A 15253-nucleotide genomic window follows, 5' to 3' on the forward strand; every position below is an offset into this window, starting at 1 on the left:
CCCGTCCGGGAGCAGCAGCCAAAGGGGGTTGGATGAAGACCGTGCTGGTGGCCAGTTCCAAGGGGGGCGTCGGCAAGACCACGATCGCCACCCACCTTGCCGCGCAAGCGGCGCTCGATGGATGCAACACCGTCCTGCTGGACGCCGACCCGCAGGGCTCCTCGACGCGCTGGGCGCAGCGGCGGGCCGATCTGGACAGCGCGGTGCTGCCGCTCGACGGCACCCGCCGCAAGGGCTGGCAGAAGCATCTGCCCGATGACACCCAGCGGCTGTTCATCGACGCGCGCGCCGGCGCGATGGCCGGCGACCTCGACACCTTCCTGGACACCGCCGATGCCGTGGTGGTGCCGGTGCAGCCTTCGATGCTCGACATCGAGGCGACGGTGCCGTTCCTGGACACGCTGGCCCAGCACCCGCGCGTGCGCCGCGGCGAGCTGCGGGTCGGACTGGTCGGCAACAAGCTCAAGCCGTGGACCAACGCCTCTCAGCAGGCGATCGAGCTGTTGCGCGCGTGGCCGTATCCGGTGGTGGCGCAACTGCGCGACAGCCAGGCCTACGTCCTCATGTGCGGCCTCGGCAAGAGCCTGTTCGACTACCACTCCGCGCAGGTCCGCGAGCACCAGGCCGACTGGCAGCCGCTGTTGCGCTGGCTCAGGAAGTAGCGGGAAACAGAAAAGGCGGGGGCCGGAAACGGGGAACGGACGTGGCGCGCTTTGTCCGCGACTCGTCGTCACGGCGTGTTTCTGCAGTACCTTCGATTCTCGAACCTCAAATCCGGCGCCACCCCGCTGCCGAGTGCGATGCTCCTGTTCCATGTTGCATGTTCCATGCTCCATGTTCCATGTTTTCCGTTCCCCTCATTCCCGGCCTCAAAAAACCTATGCGCGAACTGATCCTGCTGCGCCACGCCCATGCCGAACCGGCCATCAGCGGCCAGGCCGATCTCGACCGCGCACTCTCGGCCGAGGGACTGACCGAGGCCGAGGCCGCCGGACGCTGGCTGGCCGAGAACCGGCTGGTGCCCGACTGCGTGCTGTGCTCGCCGGCGCGGCGCGCGCGCGAGACGCTGGAGGCGGTGCTCGGGGTGATCGGCTATGTCGACCAGCGCATCGAGCCGTCGATCTTCGAAGCCACGCCGGGCACGCTGATCGCGCTGGCCGACAGCCACCTCGAAGTCGGCCGGCTGATGCTGGTCGGCCACAACCCCGGCTTCGAGCGCCTCGCCGCGCTGCTGCACAGCGGCCAGTCCGGCGACTACCGTGGCATGCCGCCGGGCGGCATCGCGGTGTTGGCGCTGCCCGACGACACCGCGCTGGAGCCGGGCATCGCCCAGCTCAGCGCGTTCTGGTGGCCGTGACGCCGAGCCTGAGGCTGGGATGCCTGGCACTTTTGTGTGTGTTGCCGTGGACCACGCCGGCGCGGGATGCGGCGCAGCACCCGGCCATAGGGTTCGATCCGGGACATACGCGCTTCGGCTTCGAGTTGCGCACGCGCTGGGGCCAGCGGGTGCAGGGCGCCTTTCCGCAGTACGACGGTGAGCTGCGCGTGCTGCCCGACGGCCGACACCAGGTGCACATCCGCCTGGCGACCGACGCGGTGGAGGTCGGCGAATCCGAGCGCTACACCGCAATCGCGCGCGGCGACGGGTTCTTCGATGCGCAGCGGCACCCGCTGATCGAGTTCGTGTCCGAGCCGCACCATGCCGCGCTCGCACACCACGGCGGTGAGCTGCGCGGGCTCCTGTCGATGCACGGGACCAGCCGGCTCGAGAGCTTCACGCTCACACCGGCGAGCTGCGCGCGCCCCGGCATCGACTGCGACGTGGTCGCCGAGGGCAGCGTCAGCCGCGGCGACTATGGACTGGACGGCTGGAAGCTGGTGCTCGGCGATCGCGTGCGGTTCAGCCTGCGCGTGCGGCTAGACGATGCGGAGCGATAAGCTGCGCGCCCCAACCCCCGTGGACCCTGGTGTGACCGGCTCCGATTCGCTCCGCCCCGCATTCGCACCCGCCGACAGTCGCGTCCGCTTGCGCCACGCGCTGCGGGCCCTCGTGCTGCTGCTGGTGCTGCTGTCCCCGGCCTGCGCCACCCTGTCGCAGGGCGAGCGCGAGCGGGCCGCGTCGATCGCCGTCGCGGCCCGCTCGCAGCAGGTCGACTGCCAGGCCATTGACGCCTGCGCCCAGCCCTCGCCGCTGCGTGCGCTGGCCGGGCGCGCGTTCGCCGAGTCCACGCCCGACGCCCCGCGCCACTATGCGCTGATCCTGGATCAGGGCCCGCAGGCGCTGCTCGTGCGGATCAACCTGATCCGCAGCGCGACCACCACCATCGACCTGCAGACCTACATCTTCGCCGAGGACGATGCCGGCCGGCTGGTACTCAACGAGCTGCTCGCCGCCGCGCGCCGCGGCGTTCGCGTGCGTCTGCTGATGGACCAGCTGTCCGGCCTGGAACACGTCGACACGCTCGCGGCGCTGGCCGGCGCGCACGCCAACTTCCGACTCAAGCTGTACAACCCGCTGCTGCAGCGCGCGCGCATCAGCAATCCACAGTACGTGCTGGCGGCGGCATGTTGCTGGCGGCGGCTCAACCAGCGCATGCACAACAAGCTGCTGCTGATCGACGGCGCGATCGGCATCACCGGCGGGCGCAACTACCAGGACGACTACTACGACTGGGATGAGCGGTTCAATTTCCGCGACCGCGACCTGCTGGTCGCTGGACCGACCGCGCGGTTGATGCGCAGCGGGTTCGAACTGTTCTGGGACGACCACCGCAGCATCGCGGTCGAGCGGCTCTACGACGTCGGCCGGCACCTGCTCGCCCACGGCGCGCCGGCACTGCCGCCGACGCAGTACCAGCGCCCCGCGCGTGCCGCCGCGATGCGGCGCGACGCCGACGACAGCGCCATGGTGGAGAGCGAGCTGGTCGACCGCGCGATCGCGGTCGGCGAGGTGCGCTACATCTCCGATTCGCCCGACAAGCACCACGATGGCACCCTCGGCAACGGCGCTGCCAGCGATTCACTGCGCGAGCTGATCGCCTCCGCGCAGGAGGAGGTGTTGCTGCAAACGCCGTACCTGGTGCTGTCGAAGTCGGCGCAGGATCTGTTCCGCGAGCTGCAGGCGCGTCCGCATCCGCCGCGGATGGTCGTATCGACCAACAGCCTGGCCGCGACCGATGCGTTCATCGTCTACGCGCTGTCGCACAAGTACAAACGTCGCTACCTGCGCGACTTCGATTTCGACATCTACGAGTACAAGCCGTTTCCGATGGATGCGCCGATCGACATCGCCGCCACCGGCGCGGCTTTGCCATCGCTGGCGCCGCCCGACGCCGGCGGCACCGGCACGGATACCGACGCAAGCGGCATCGACCGGCGGTCGATGCGCCAGCGCTACGACCGCCGCAGCGCGATCGGGCGCAATCACTACCGCCGCGCCCTGTCGCGCGAGTACGCTGCGCTGCGTTATGCCTCGCGCCGCGCCAACGAGCCGGTACCGCTCAAGCGTGCCGGCGTGCGCATCGGCCTGCATGCGAAGTCGCTGGTGATCGACGAGCGCGTCGGCGTGATCGGCACCCACAACTTCGACCCGCGCGGGGACCACTACAACACCGAGAGCGCGGTGGTGATCGAGGACGTCGCGTTTGCACGTGCGCTGGCGACCAGCATCCGCCGCGATATCGCCCCGGCCAACTCCTGGACCATCGCGCGGCGCGACAAGCTGCCGGTGCTGTCCGGGCTGGAGTATTCGCTGGCCAAGGTCTCCGAGTACCTGCCGATCTTCGATCTGTGGCCGGTGCGCTACGCCACCAGCTACGAGTTCGTGCCCGGCCCGGACTGCCCGATGCCGCTGTATCGCGACGAGCCGGGCTTCCGCGACTGCTACCGGCCGGTCGGCGACTTCCCCGAGGTCGACCTGGGCTTCAAGGGCTTGAGTACGCGGATCTTCACCGCGTTCGGGGCGGGGCTCGCGCCGATTCTGTAGTGCGTGGGTCTGGGTCTGGGTCTGGGTCTGGGTCGGCGGAACTCGGGACTCGGGACTCGGGACTCGGCACTCGGGACTCGGGACTCGGGACTCGGGACTCGGGACTCGGGACTCGGGACTCGGGACTCGGGACTCGGGACTCGGGACATCAAAAGCGTACCTTCCCGGAGAGCGCGCGAGGGGTGTTCGTGGCTGCAGTGCCTGTCGGCAGGCCGCTACGGATGAGGCGGATCGCTTCGCTTCCTGCTACTCCTTGCAGGCACGGCCCCTGCCGTCGGTCATGCCCGTGCGACTGCAACCTTTCCCTGCCGGAACCCATCCGTATAGGGGATCCCGTCGTGCGCGTCCCGCCGATTGCAGTAGGTCTTCGGTGGGGTGACTTCCGGCCCATGGCGGGATTGGTTAGGTGTTGTACTTTACCAGCACACCAACCCACACCTCTTCGCAGGAACCCGCCATGAACCCGTCCCGCAGCTTCCAACGCAACGTCTCCGCCCCGGTCTTCGGCCGCTCCGCCGCCCGCGCTCCCGCCAGCCACGGCACCCGTGAATTCGGCATCGGCTACGGCCGCAGCAGCGGTTACGGCCGCAGCAGCCAGTACGCCGCTCCGGCCGCTCCGCGTCTGTTCCGCCTGGTCTGACACCCCGCCGCCGATCGCTCCGCCCACTCGCCCCTTTTTCGCAGGAAACCCCGATGAACGCTCCGCGCACCTTCGCTCGCCACTCCATGACCCCGGTTGCCACCGCTCAGCCCCGCGCCAATCATCGCCAGCGCGATTTCGGCATCGGTTACGGCAGCAGCAGCGGCTACGGCTGCAGCCGCCGTTACGCCCGTCTTTCCAACCAGCGCCTGTTTCGCTGTGCGTAAGGCATGGCGCCCGGTGCACGGCCGCGCCGTCGCCACCTGGTTGATCCACGGCCCCTTGTGTTTTGCCGGCGTCCCAGGCGGGCGTGCTGCGCCCCTCTCCCCGTAGCCCGTCCGCCGGCCGCTCATCGGCTGGCCTGCCCCTGCTGCGATATCGTGGTTCGATGACCGATCACACTGCCGCTGCCGCCCCGAGCCCGTTCCTCCACCGCGTCAGCCTCGAGCAGCTCAATGCGCTCTCGCGCGACACCGCGATGGAGCCGTTGGGCATCGTTTTCACCGAGATCGGCCCGGATTTCCTGCGCGCGACCATGCCGGTCGACGCGCGAACCCGCCAGCCCTACGGCCTGCTGCACGGCGGTGCCTCGGTGCTGCTGGCCGAAACGCTGGGCAGCACCGGCGGCAATCTGTGCGTGCCCGAGGGCCGCGCCTGCGTCGGTGTCGAGATCAACGCCAACCACCTGCGCGCGGTGCGCGAGGGCATCGTCACCGGCACCGCGCGGCCGCTGCACGTGGGCGGGCGCACCCAGGTCTGGGAGATCCGGATAGAGGACGCCGCCGACCGGCTGGTCTGCATCTCGCGCCTGACCCTGGCGGTGATAGCCACCGTGTGATCCGCGCCGTCCGCGCTTCGCGCTTGCCCATCTCTCGGCGATCCCAGCGACAGCCGGATTTTGCCTTCGCTTTCTTGCCGTGGCTGTAGCTGTGGCTGTGGCTGTGGCTGCAACGCCAATGAACCTGCGTCGTATCTCCACAGACCCCGAAGGGGCGGCGCACATGGATGTGCGGCGTTTTCCGACCGAGGCAGGATGCCGAGTCGGAAAATCCCCGCTTCGCCCGCACGGCAAGGTGTTTGAAGTGTCGGGGAAGGGCCTTTCTTTGGTTACTTTCTTTGGCCCTTGCAAAGAAAGTGACTCGCCTTCAGGCGAAAGCATTTGATCGTTGCCTGTCTACCGCCTACGGATGTTTTTAAGGTTGCGGCACGCTCAAGATCAACTTCAAGATCAAGATCAAGAGCTTCCGCCTGAAGGCGGGTCACTTTCTTTGATGAGCCCAAAGAACGTAACCAAAGAAAGGGCTCTCCTCGACACACCTCCCGTGCGGGCGTGGAGCAGCGCGGGGATTTTCCGACTCGCCATCCATGGCTCGGTCGGAAAACGGCGCACATCCATGTGCGCCGCCCCTTCGGGGTCTGTGGGTGCGGCGAGGGCGATTCATTTGCGTTGGACAAAGCAACGGCAAAGGCAAAGGCACAGCAGGGCAAGGGCCGGGGCTGGCCAGGTCGAAGTCGCTGGTCGCGCCTGTCCCCCTTCGGTATCGTTCCGCCAATGAATTCACCACCCCCATACGCCGGCGCGACCACGCCCGAGAGTGCACCGGCCGCGCGGGTGCTTCGTTACCTGGTGCGGGTGCCGATGCTGCTGTGGCATCTGCTGGTGCACCTGCCCTTGACCCTGCTGCTGATCACGCCAGTGACCGCCAATCTGCGCCTGGGGTCGGAGAGCCTGGAGCATCGCGTGATCCGGGCGTGGTCGGCGGGGCTGATGCGGGTGTTCGGCTTCCGCCTGCGCCGGGTCGGCACGCCGCTGCCGGGTGCGGCGATGTTCGTCGCCAACCATGTCAGCTGGGTCGACATTTCGGTGCTGCACAGCCAGCGCATGATGGGCTTCGTGGCCAAGCACGAGATCTCCAACTGGCCGCTGGTCGGCTGGCTCGCGGTGCGCGGCGAGACCATCTTCCATCTGCGCGGCAGCACCGAATCGCTCGGCGGGGTGCTGCACGAAATGCTGGCGCGGTTGCGCGGGAGCCGCTCGGTGGGCGTTTTTCCCGAGGGCGGCGCGCGCGGTGGGGGCGAAATCGGCCCGTTCCATGCGCGTATCTTCATGGCCGCAGTCGAAGCCGGCGTGCCGGTGCAACCCATCGCCCTGCGCTACGGCGAACGCGGCGCGGCGCAGCGGCTGGTCGCGTTCGGGCGCGGCGAAAGCTTCGTCGCCAACATCATCCGCCTGCTCGGCGAACCGGCGCGCCTGGCAGAGGTGCATTTCTTGGCGCCGATCGGCCCAGGCGAGGCCGAAGGCCGGCGCCGCATCGCCGACCTTGCGCGGCAGCGGATCGTGGACGCGATGCAGTCGTGAGGCCGGAAATCGGAAATAGCGAATCTGGGATCGTAGAAGCGGGCTCTGCTCCTGCTCTTGCCAATCCCAATCCCAATCCACCATTCCCGGTTCCCGGCTTCACATTGACCGCCGCCGACTACCGACCGCCGCGCTGGCTGCGCAATGCGCACCTGCAATCGGCGCTCGGCTCCAGTGCGCTGCGGCGGCGCCAGGGCGAGCGCAGCCTGGCCGCGAGCGGCGCGGTCACCACCGAACACCTGATCGACGGCGGCGAGGGCGTGCGCCTGCAGGGTCTGCACAGTGCCGTGCCCGGGGTCGCGCCGCAGGGACTGGTGTTGCTGCTGCACGGCTGGGAGGGCAGCGTCGATTCGAGCTACATGCGGCTGACCGCGGCCCAGCTGCTGGCCTGCGGGTTCGAGGTGTTCCGGCTCAACTTCCGCGACCACGGCAACACCCACCACCTCAACGAAGGGTTGTTTCACTCCAACCGGATCGACGAGGTGGTGCACGCCGCGCGCGAGGTCGCCCGACGCTTCCCGCTGCGGCCGCTGTCGGTCGCGGGATATTCGCTGGGCGGCAACTTCGCGCTGCGGCTGGCACTGCATGCACCGCGCGCGGGGCTGGCGCTGACCCACGTCGCCGCAGTGTGCCCGGTGCTCGACCCGGCGCTGACCATGGACGCAATGGAGCGTGGCTTCCCGCCGTACCTGTGGCACTTCGAGCGCAAGTGGCGCGAGTCGCTCGCCCGCAAGCGCAAGCTGTTCCCGCAGCAGTTGGGTGTCGACGACCGCACGCTCGGCCTGCGCATGCGTGCGCTGACCCAGTGGATGGTCGAGCGCCACACCGACTTCGGCACGCTCGAGCGCTATTTCGACGGCTATTCGATCGCCGGCGCGCGGCTGGCCGCGCTGGAGGTGCCGGTCAGCATCCTGATGGCGGCCGACGATCCGGTGATCCCGGTCGAGGGCTTCCATGCGCTGCCGCTGCCGGACACCGCCACGCTGGAGATCGCACGCTGGGGCGGCCATTGCGGCTTTCTCGAGAATGCGCGGCTGGACGGTTTCGCCGAGCGCTGGATCGCCTTGCGCATGGCCGCCGCGGCGGCCGCGCCGGTGCCTGCGGCTACAATGGCGGCTTCGTCTCACGCCTGAGTTGTCCATGTCCGAGCCGGTGTACCAGTCCATCATCGACGCCCTCCGCCGCAACGCCGCGGCCGAGGCCCTGCCGGCCGCGCGCGAGGCAGTGGCGCAACAGCCCGATGACCCGATGGCGCACCGCCTGCTCGCCGCCGCGCTGCGGCTGGAGGGCGACCGCGACGGCGCGATCGCCGCCATTGACCAGGCGATCGGGCTGGCGCCCGACGACGCCAACCTGCACCTGGAGCGCGCCGGCCTGCTGCTGGCCGAACGCCAACTCGACGAGGCCCAGGCCGCGCTCGCGCGCAGCGTCGGACTCGACCCCAACCAGTTCCGCGCCTACATCGCGCAGGCCCAGCTTGCACTCGACCGCGGCGACCTCGACGAGGCCGAGCGCCTGGCCCGCACCGCCGCGCGCATCGCGCCCGAGCATCCGCACCTGGCCGCAATCGAAGGCACGCTGGCGCTACGCCGCGGCGATGCCGACCGCGCGCTGGCGGTGCTGTCCGGCGCGATCGAGCGCTGGCCGGAAGAGCCGCAGCTGCGGCACGCACTGGGCGTCGCCTACCTCGCCAAGGGCCACTTCGCGTTCGCCGAACAGGTCTTCCGCCAGTTGCTCGACAAGAGCCCCGACAACGCCCCGCTGCGCGCGCTGGTCGCCGACGTGGTCGCCCGCCAGGGCCGCCCCAGCGATGCCGCCGACCTCCTCGCACCGCTGCTCGAGGACCCGCGCGCACCGGCCGCGACGCGGCGCCTGATCGGCGAGATCGAACTGCGCGCCGGCCGCAACGAGCGCGCACTGGAACTGCTGCGCGAAGCGATGGCCGCGCAGCCGCAGGACCGCCGCGCGATCGCCGGCGCGGTCGAGGCCTGGCGCCGGCTCGACCGTGCCGACGATGCACGCGCGACGCTGGACGCCACGCTGGCAACCCATCCGCAGGTGGTCGACCTGTGGCGCGCGCGACTGGCGTTCGAGGGGTTCGCCGACGACGCCGCGCGTGCGGTGGTGCAGCGCTGGCTGGTGGCCATGCCCGACGCGGTGCCGGCGCTTGAATCCATGTCCACGATCGAGGAACAGGCCGGCAACCACGAGGCGGCCGAGGCGCTGGCACGGCGCATCGTCGAGCTCGAGCCCGGCCATTTGCGCGCCGAGTTGCGCCTGATCGACGGGCTGGTCCAGCGCGGCGACAACGATGCGGCGCTGGCGCGGGTCGATGACCTGCTCGGCACCGCGGCCACTGACGACGCGCAGCGCAACCTGCGTCATCTGCGTGCGCGCACGCTCGATGTTATCGGCCGCCCTGCCGAAGCGGTGACCGGCTGGGCCGCGCTGCACGCCGAGGTGGTCGAGCGGCAACTGCCGCTGCCGCAGCCGCAGCCGGCCCCGGATACCTGGCCGCCGCTGGCGCCGATGCCCGAGCCGGCACGTGGCGTGCTGCTGTTGTGGGGCGCGCCGGGTTCGCTGGTGGAGCGCATCGCGGCGACCCTGCATGCCAGCCGCGCGCCGCTGTGCGTCGACCGCTACGGGCCGAACCCGCCGCACGATTTTTTCCAGCGTTACGACGCCGCGCCGCAGCTGCGCGACGGCAGCCTCGATCCGCAGTCGGCGGTCGAGCAATGGCGCGCCGCGCTGCCGGCGCGCCGCCCGCAGGTCAAGGCCGAGGCGCCGGTGTTCGACTGGTTGCTGTGGTGGGACAACGCGCTGCTGCTGGCGCTGCGCCCGCAGCTGCCCGAGGCGCTGCTGATGATCGCGCTGCGCGATCCCCGCGACATGCTGCTGGACTGGCTGGCGTTCGGGGCGCCGGCGCCGTTCGCGCTGGCTTCGCCGGAGGCCGGTGCGCGGTGGCTGGCGGCGGTGCTGGAGCAGGTCGCCGAGTTGCACGAGCAGGACCTGCTCCCGCACCGGCTGATCCGGCTGGACGACATCGCCAACGATCCGAACGCACTCGGCCAGGCAGTCGCCAATGCGCTGGGAGCGCGTACCGCGCCGACACCGGCGCAGGCACTGCCGCCGCGCTTCGCGCCGGGCCACTGGCGCGACTATGCCGAGCCGCTGGCCGACGCGTTCGCCACCCTCGCCCCGGTCGCGCAGCGACTCGGCTATCCGGAAAACTAGTCCGCGCAATACGCTCTTGTAGGAGCGGCCCATGGCCGCGAGCTTTTCGCCAAGCCTGCGGAAGACTCCCGGTTTCTTGGCGTGCGGGAAAGGCCGGGCGACTGGGAAATCCTTGACGCGGCGCGGCGGGAAGGTAGAGCTCGCGGCCATGGGCCGCTCCTACAACACCAATGCGGCCGGGGTGGATGCGGCCGGCGAGCGGCAGGTGGCCCGCTCCCGCACAAGCGTTCTGGCAGACTGGGCCCGTCCCCATGCGGAGCCCACCGATGCGCATCCACAGCGACAGTTTCCAGCACCGCCAGCGGTTGCCGCGCGAATTCGCCGCCGGTCAGCGCGATGGCGATGACGTCGGCTTCGGCGCTAACCGCAACCCGCACCTGGCCTGGGATGCGGTGCCCGAAGGCACCCGCTCGTTCGCGCTGCTGTGCATCGACCCGGACGTGCCGACCGTGGCCGAGATGGTCGGCAAGGCCGGCGTGGAGATCCCGGTGGAGCAGCCGCGCACCGAGTTCATCCACTGGGCGATGATCGATATCCGCGCCGACGTGCGCGAGATCGCCGCCGGCAGTTGCAGCGACGGCGTGGTGCCGCACGGCAAGCGCCATCCGTCCGGGCCACCCGGCGCGCGCCAGGGCCTCAACAGCTACACCGGCTGGTTTGCCGGTGACGCCGAGCTGGCCGGCGACTGGTTCGGCTACGACGGCCCGTTCCCGCCGCCCAACGACCTGCGCGAGCACCGTTATTTCTTCCGCCTGTTCGCGCTGGACCTCGCCACGCTCGAGCTGCCCGACAGGTTCACCGCCGCCGACGTACTGCGCGCGATGCACGGGCACGTATTGGCCGAAGCGCTGACCTACGCGACCTATTCGCTGCATCCGGACGTGTAGCCCCTCCCCCTAGCGGGGCAAGGTTCCGCAGGGCGGATGAGGGCGCGCACGCGATCGCAGCACCCGAGGCAAGCGCGTTCCGCACGCCCTCACCCCGTCCCTCTCCCGTTAACGGGAGAGGGGGCCAATCACGCCCGCCGCCGCTCAACCGCCGGCCGGCAGCCACAGCAGCAAGCCCACGCCGAGCACGATCCGGTAGATCGCGAACGGGGTGTAGCGATGGCGCTTGATGTAGCCCAGCAGCCAGCGCACCGCGATGAAGCCGGTCGCGGTCGCGGCGGCGAACGCCAGCGCCATCTCGCCCCAGGCCTCCTGGCTGGCGCCTGCGTCGAGGAAGTGCTCCAGCAGCGCATAGCCGCTGGCGGCGAACATCGTCGGGATGCCGACCAGGAACACGAACTCGGTCGCCGCCGAGCGCTTGCCGGTGCCGGCCAGCATCGCCATGAAGATTGCCGCGGCCGAGCGCGAAGTGCCGGGGAACACGCCCGCCACGACCTGTGCCAAACCCACCAGGACCGCGACCTTCCAGGTGATCAGTGCCGATTCGGGCCGGCGCGCGGCCAAGCGTTCGGCCACCAGCATCCAGATGCCGCCAAGGATCAGCGCGATTGCGATCGGCGAGACGGTGTCCGGCAGCTGCCAGCCGGCCAGCCGCACCGGCAGCCCGACCGCGGCGGTGACCGCGAACGCCGCGGCGATCTTCAGTGCGTAGTCGCGGTGCTCGCGCTCGCGCAGGCCGGTGGCCAGCGCCCAGATGCGCTGCCGGAACACCAGCGTGATCGCCAGGATCGCGCCGGCCTGGATGATGATGTTGAACAGGTCCGAGCGGCTGCCGAGCCAGTGCTGGGCGATCAGCAGGTGGCCGGTGCTGGAGATCGGCAGGAATTCGGTCAGGCCTTCGATGATGCCGAGCAGGAGGGCGGCGAGCAGGTCGGTCATTCAGGAGCCGGGGATTGAGAATTGAGGGGTTGGGAACGCGGACTCGGGCGTGATCGGGACTCGGGACTCGGGACTCGGGACTCGGGACTCGGGACTCGGGACTCGGGACTCGGGAACAGCGTGGCAGCATAGCGGAACCCATGCCGCACCGATTTGGTGCGAGCTGTCGACAGGCCGCTCCGGATCAGTGCAGTCGCAGCCGTCCGCGACCCCGCCCACTCATGATTTCAATGGCCTACAGCTTCCGAATCATTGGCACGGTCGTTGCGTGACAGTACCCAGTGCCCCGGCTCCTGCTTTTCGAGTCCCGAGTCCCGAGTCCCGACGAGTCCCGAGCCGTACCCCGAGTCCCATCTTCCATCCAGCCCCCGGAGATCCACCAATGTCCCTTGAACACGTCGAGAAGCTCATAAAGGACCACAAGGTCGAATTCGTCGACCTGCGCTTCGCCGACATGCGCGGCGTGCAGCACCACATCAGCTTTCCCAAGTCGATCGTCGAGCCGGGTCTGTTCGAGGACGGCAAGATGTTCGACGGCTCCTCGATCAGCGGCTGGAAGGGCATCCACCAGTCCGACATGGTGCTGCTGCCGGACGCCTCGACCGCGTTCCTGGACCCGTTCACCGCCGACCCGACGCTGGTGCTGACCTGCGACATCCTCGATCCGGCCACCATGCAGGCCTATTCGCGCGATCCGCGCGGCATCGCCAAGCGCGCCGAGGCCTACCTCAAGTCCAGCGGCATCGCCGAGCAGGCGTTCTTCGGGCCGGAACCGGAGTTCTTCATCTTCGATTCGGTGCGCTACGCCAACGACATGGGCCACACCTTCTTCCATGTCGACTCCGAGGAGGCGGCCTGGAACTCCGGACGCGACTACGAAGGCGGCAATACCGGCTACCGGCCCGGGGTGAAGGGCGGGTATTTCCCGGTCGCACCGCTGGACACGCTGCACGACATCCGCGCCGAGATGTGCAAGACCCTCGAATCGGTCGGCATCGAGGTCGAGGTGCACCACCACGAGGTGGCCAACGCCGGCCAGTGCGAGATCGGCACCAAGTTCAACTCGCTGGTGAAGAAGGCCGACGAGTTGCTGACGATGAAGTACATCGTCAAGAACGTCGCCCACCGCAACGGCAAGACCGCCACCTTCATGCCCAAGCCCATCGTCGGCGACAACGGCAGCGGCATGCACGTGCACCAGAGCCTGGCCAAGGGCGGCAACAACCTGTTCTCCGGCGACGGCTACGGCGGCCTGAGCCAGATGGCGCTGTGGTACATCGGCGGCATCTTCAAGCACGCCCGCGCGATCAACGCGTTCGCCAATTCCACCACCAACTCGTACAAGCGCCTGGTGCCGGGCTTCGAGGCGCCGGTAATGCTGGCGTATTCGGCCAGCAACCGCTCGGCGAGCTGCCGCATCCCGTACGTCGCCAACCCCAAGGCGCGCCGCATCGAGATGCGCTTCCCCGACCCGATGAACTCCGGCTACCTGATCTTCGCCGCGCTGATGATGGCCGGCCTGGACGGCATCAAGCACCAGATCGACCCGGGCGAGCCCAGCGACAAGGACCTCTACGACCTGCCGCCCGAAGAGGCCAAGGACATCCCGACCGTCTGCCACAGCCTCGACCAGGCGCTTGACTGCCTCGACAAGGACCGCGACTTCCTCAAGGCCGGCGGGGTGTTCACCGACGACTTCATCGACGCCTACATCGGTCTGAAGATGAAGGAGGTCACCGCATTCCGCGGCGCGACCCACCCGCTCGAGTACCAGATGTACTACGCGATCTAGACGCGGGCGCCGGTAACCGCCGGCGTCCTCATCGCAACGCGGGCCGCGCAGCTTCTGTAGGAGCGGCTTCAGCCGCGATCGGCTGCGACGTGGGCATCCGATTGTGGTTGGCGGCTGAAGCCGCTCCTACAGGGCGGGGTCGCCTCTGCTTAAACCCCGTGCCGCCGTGGCGCATCCGAGTGACTATGCTCAGCGCCGTGACCGAAACCCTGCCCCTGACCGCCGCCGCGGTGCGCACCGATGCGTCGGGCGAGCGCACGCTGGTCAACGCGGCCGCGCGCGGCGACATGGGCGCGTTCGAGGCGCTGTACCGCCACCACGTCGGTCGCGTGCACGGGGTGATCGTGCGGCTGGTCGGCGGCCGTGGCGCGCGCGCCGAGGACCTGACCCAGGAGGCGTTCGTGCGGGCCTGGCAGGCGTTGCCGGCGTTCCGCTTCGAGTCGGCGTTCTCGACCTGGCTGCACCGGCTGGCGGTCAACACCGCGCTGATGGAGCTGCGCAGCCGCCGCGCGCGCCCGATCGAGGAGGACGACGAGATCTTCGACACCCTCGGCAGCGCCGATTCCGCCGGTCAGGGCACCGCGTTGTCGCTGGACCTGGAGCGTGCGGTGGCGACGCTGCCGCCGCGGGCCCGCGCGGTGCTGGTGCTGTTCGATGTGGAAGGCTGGAAACACGAGGAGATCGCCGCCGAACTCGGCATGGCGATCGGCAGTTCCAAGGCGCAACTGCATCGCGCGCGCGGCTTGCTGCGCGCGCGGCTGGGAGACAACGCATGAATAGCTCCGGACACGAACCCGGCGGCCGCACACCGGACGATTTGCCGCCGCCGCTGAACTGGCAGCTGCGCGCATTGCGCACCGACGCGACGCCGGAACACGACCTGTGGGACGGCATCGGCGCACGCCTGCCGCCGCGTTCGCCCCGATCGATGCTGGAGCGGTCGCAGCGCCGCCGCTGGCCGGCGCCGGTCGCGCTGGTCGCAACGCTGCTGCTGGCACTGGGCTTCAGTGGCTGGTGGCAGCGCCCGCCCGCGCCGGAACCGATCGCGGTGGATCCCTCGGCAGCGCAGCCGGCACCCGAACAACCGGCAGTGGAGCAGGCGACCATGGCACAGACCACCCCCGCTACCGCGGTCGAACCGACGCCGGTGCAACGCGAAGTCGACGGCATGACCCGGCAATACCGGGCCGCGCTGGTCGAACTCGAGGGCGCCCCGACCGCGCCGCTGCTGGACGCGACCTTCGAGGAGCTCGACCGCAACGCCGGGCTCATCCTCGACGCGCTGGCGCTGGATCCAAACTCGCGGCTGCTGCTGGGACAGCTGCGCCGCACCTATGCACACCGCCTCGCGTTGAGCCAGCGCGTGGTCCGTACCTGACCGACTACCCGCTCGATTACCCGATCGACACTGATTGCC

The 15253-nt window shown here is 69.5% G+C and carries 15 protein-coding genes; 14 read left to right on the forward strand and 1 reads right to left on the reverse strand.

From position 1 onward, the window contains the following. Positions 1-32 precede the first annotated feature (32 nt). The 11 genes from ACJQWM_RS11260 to ACJQWM_RS11310 all read left to right on the forward strand — a co-directional run bounded on the left by ACJQWM_RS11260 (position 33) and on the right by ACJQWM_RS11310 (position 11105). On the forward strand, positions 33-662 hold the full coding sequence (locus ACJQWM_RS11260; RefSeq protein ID WP_332706430.1) for a ParA family protein: 630 nt from the start codon (positions 33-35) through the stop codon (positions 660-662). A gap of 218 nt (positions 663-880) precedes the next feature. Further along, positions 881-1357, forward strand: coding sequence for a SixA phosphatase family protein (locus ACJQWM_RS11265; protein WP_332706427.1), 477 nt, complete (start codon positions 881-883; stop codon positions 1355-1357). Between the two features lie 38 nt (positions 1358-1395). Then, positions 1396-1938 (forward strand): YceI family protein, encoded by a 543-nt coding sequence (locus ACJQWM_RS11270; RefSeq protein WP_332706424.1) that lies wholly within the window; start codon positions 1396-1398, stop codon positions 1936-1938. Positions 1939-2026: 88 nt separating this feature from the next. Continuing rightward, positions 2027-3985, forward strand: coding sequence for a phospholipase D family protein (locus ACJQWM_RS11275; RefSeq protein WP_332706421.1), 1959 nt, complete (start codon positions 2027-2029; stop codon positions 3983-3985). A gap of 457 nt (positions 3986-4442) precedes the next feature. Continuing rightward, entirely contained in the window at positions 4443-4625 is a 183-nt protein-coding gene (locus ACJQWM_RS11280; RefSeq protein ID WP_330970086.1) for a hypothetical protein, read from the forward strand. 53 nt (positions 4626-4678) lie between these two features. After that, positions 4679-4852: a hypothetical protein gene (locus ACJQWM_RS11285; RefSeq protein WP_330970085.1), complete on the forward strand. Its 174-nt coding sequence runs from the start codon at positions 4679-4681 to the stop codon at positions 4850-4852. Positions 4853-5013: 161 nt separating this feature from the next. Then, positions 5014-5463: a hotdog fold thioesterase gene (locus ACJQWM_RS11290; RefSeq protein ID WP_411306831.1), complete on the forward strand. Its 450-nt coding sequence runs from the start codon at positions 5014-5016 to the stop codon at positions 5461-5463. A 714-nt stretch (positions 5464-6177) separates the two neighbouring features. Further along, positions 6178-6984 (forward strand): lysophospholipid acyltransferase family protein, encoded by an 807-nt coding sequence (locus ACJQWM_RS11295; RefSeq protein ID WP_411306832.1) that lies wholly within the window; start codon positions 6178-6180, stop codon positions 6982-6984. A gap of 104 nt (positions 6985-7088) precedes the next feature. Beyond that, positions 7089-8117 (forward strand): YheT family hydrolase, encoded by a 1029-nt coding sequence (locus ACJQWM_RS11300; RefSeq protein WP_332706416.1) that lies wholly within the window; start codon positions 7089-7091, stop codon positions 8115-8117. A 7-nt stretch (positions 8118-8124) separates the two neighbouring features. Beyond that, the gene (locus ACJQWM_RS11305; protein WP_411306833.1) at positions 8125-10218 is read left to right on the forward strand and encodes a tetratricopeptide repeat protein; all 2094 of its coding nucleotides are present in this window, start codon (positions 8125-8127) and stop codon (positions 10216-10218) included. A gap of 266 nt (positions 10219-10484) precedes the next feature. Beyond that, the gene (locus ACJQWM_RS11310; RefSeq protein ID WP_332706412.1) at positions 10485-11105 is read left to right on the forward strand and encodes a YbhB/YbcL family Raf kinase inhibitor-like protein; all 621 of its coding nucleotides are present in this window, start codon (positions 10485-10487) and stop codon (positions 11103-11105) included. A 144-nt stretch (positions 11106-11249) separates the two neighbouring features. On the opposite strand, the gene ACJQWM_RS11315 is transcribed toward ACJQWM_RS11310, so the two are convergent. After that, positions 11250-12044 (reverse strand): undecaprenyl-diphosphate phosphatase, encoded by a 795-nt coding sequence (locus ACJQWM_RS11315; RefSeq protein WP_332706409.1) that lies wholly within the window; start codon positions 12042-12044, stop codon positions 11250-11252. 382 nt (positions 12045-12426) lie between these two features. On the opposite strand from ACJQWM_RS11315, the gene glnA reads away from it, so the two are divergent. The 3 genes from glnA (at position 12427) to ACJQWM_RS11330 (ending at position 15214) form a co-directional block, all read left to right on the forward strand. Continuing rightward, positions 12427-13836, forward strand: a complete 1410-nt coding sequence (glnA, locus tag ACJQWM_RS11320; RefSeq protein ID WP_332706406.1) for a type I glutamate--ammonia ligase — start codon at positions 12427-12429, stop codon at positions 13834-13836. Positions 13837-14123: 287 nt separating this feature from the next. After that, the gene (locus ACJQWM_RS11325) at positions 14124-14612 is read left to right on the forward strand and encodes an RNA polymerase sigma factor (RefSeq protein WP_411306840.1); all 489 of its coding nucleotides are present in this window, start codon (positions 14124-14126) and stop codon (positions 14610-14612) included. Beyond that, positions 14609-15214 (forward strand): hypothetical protein, encoded by a 606-nt coding sequence (locus ACJQWM_RS11330; protein WP_332706403.1) that lies wholly within the window; start codon positions 14609-14611, stop codon positions 15212-15214. The genes ACJQWM_RS11325 and ACJQWM_RS11330 overlap by 4 nt, the downstream gene beginning before the upstream one ends. Positions 15215-15253: the final 39 nt, after the last annotated feature.

This window comes from Novilysobacter longmucuonensis, from assembly GCF_046600735.1.
Classification (GTDB): Bacteria; Pseudomonadota; Gammaproteobacteria; order Xanthomonadales; family Xanthomonadaceae; genus Novilysobacter_A; species Novilysobacter_A longmucuonensis.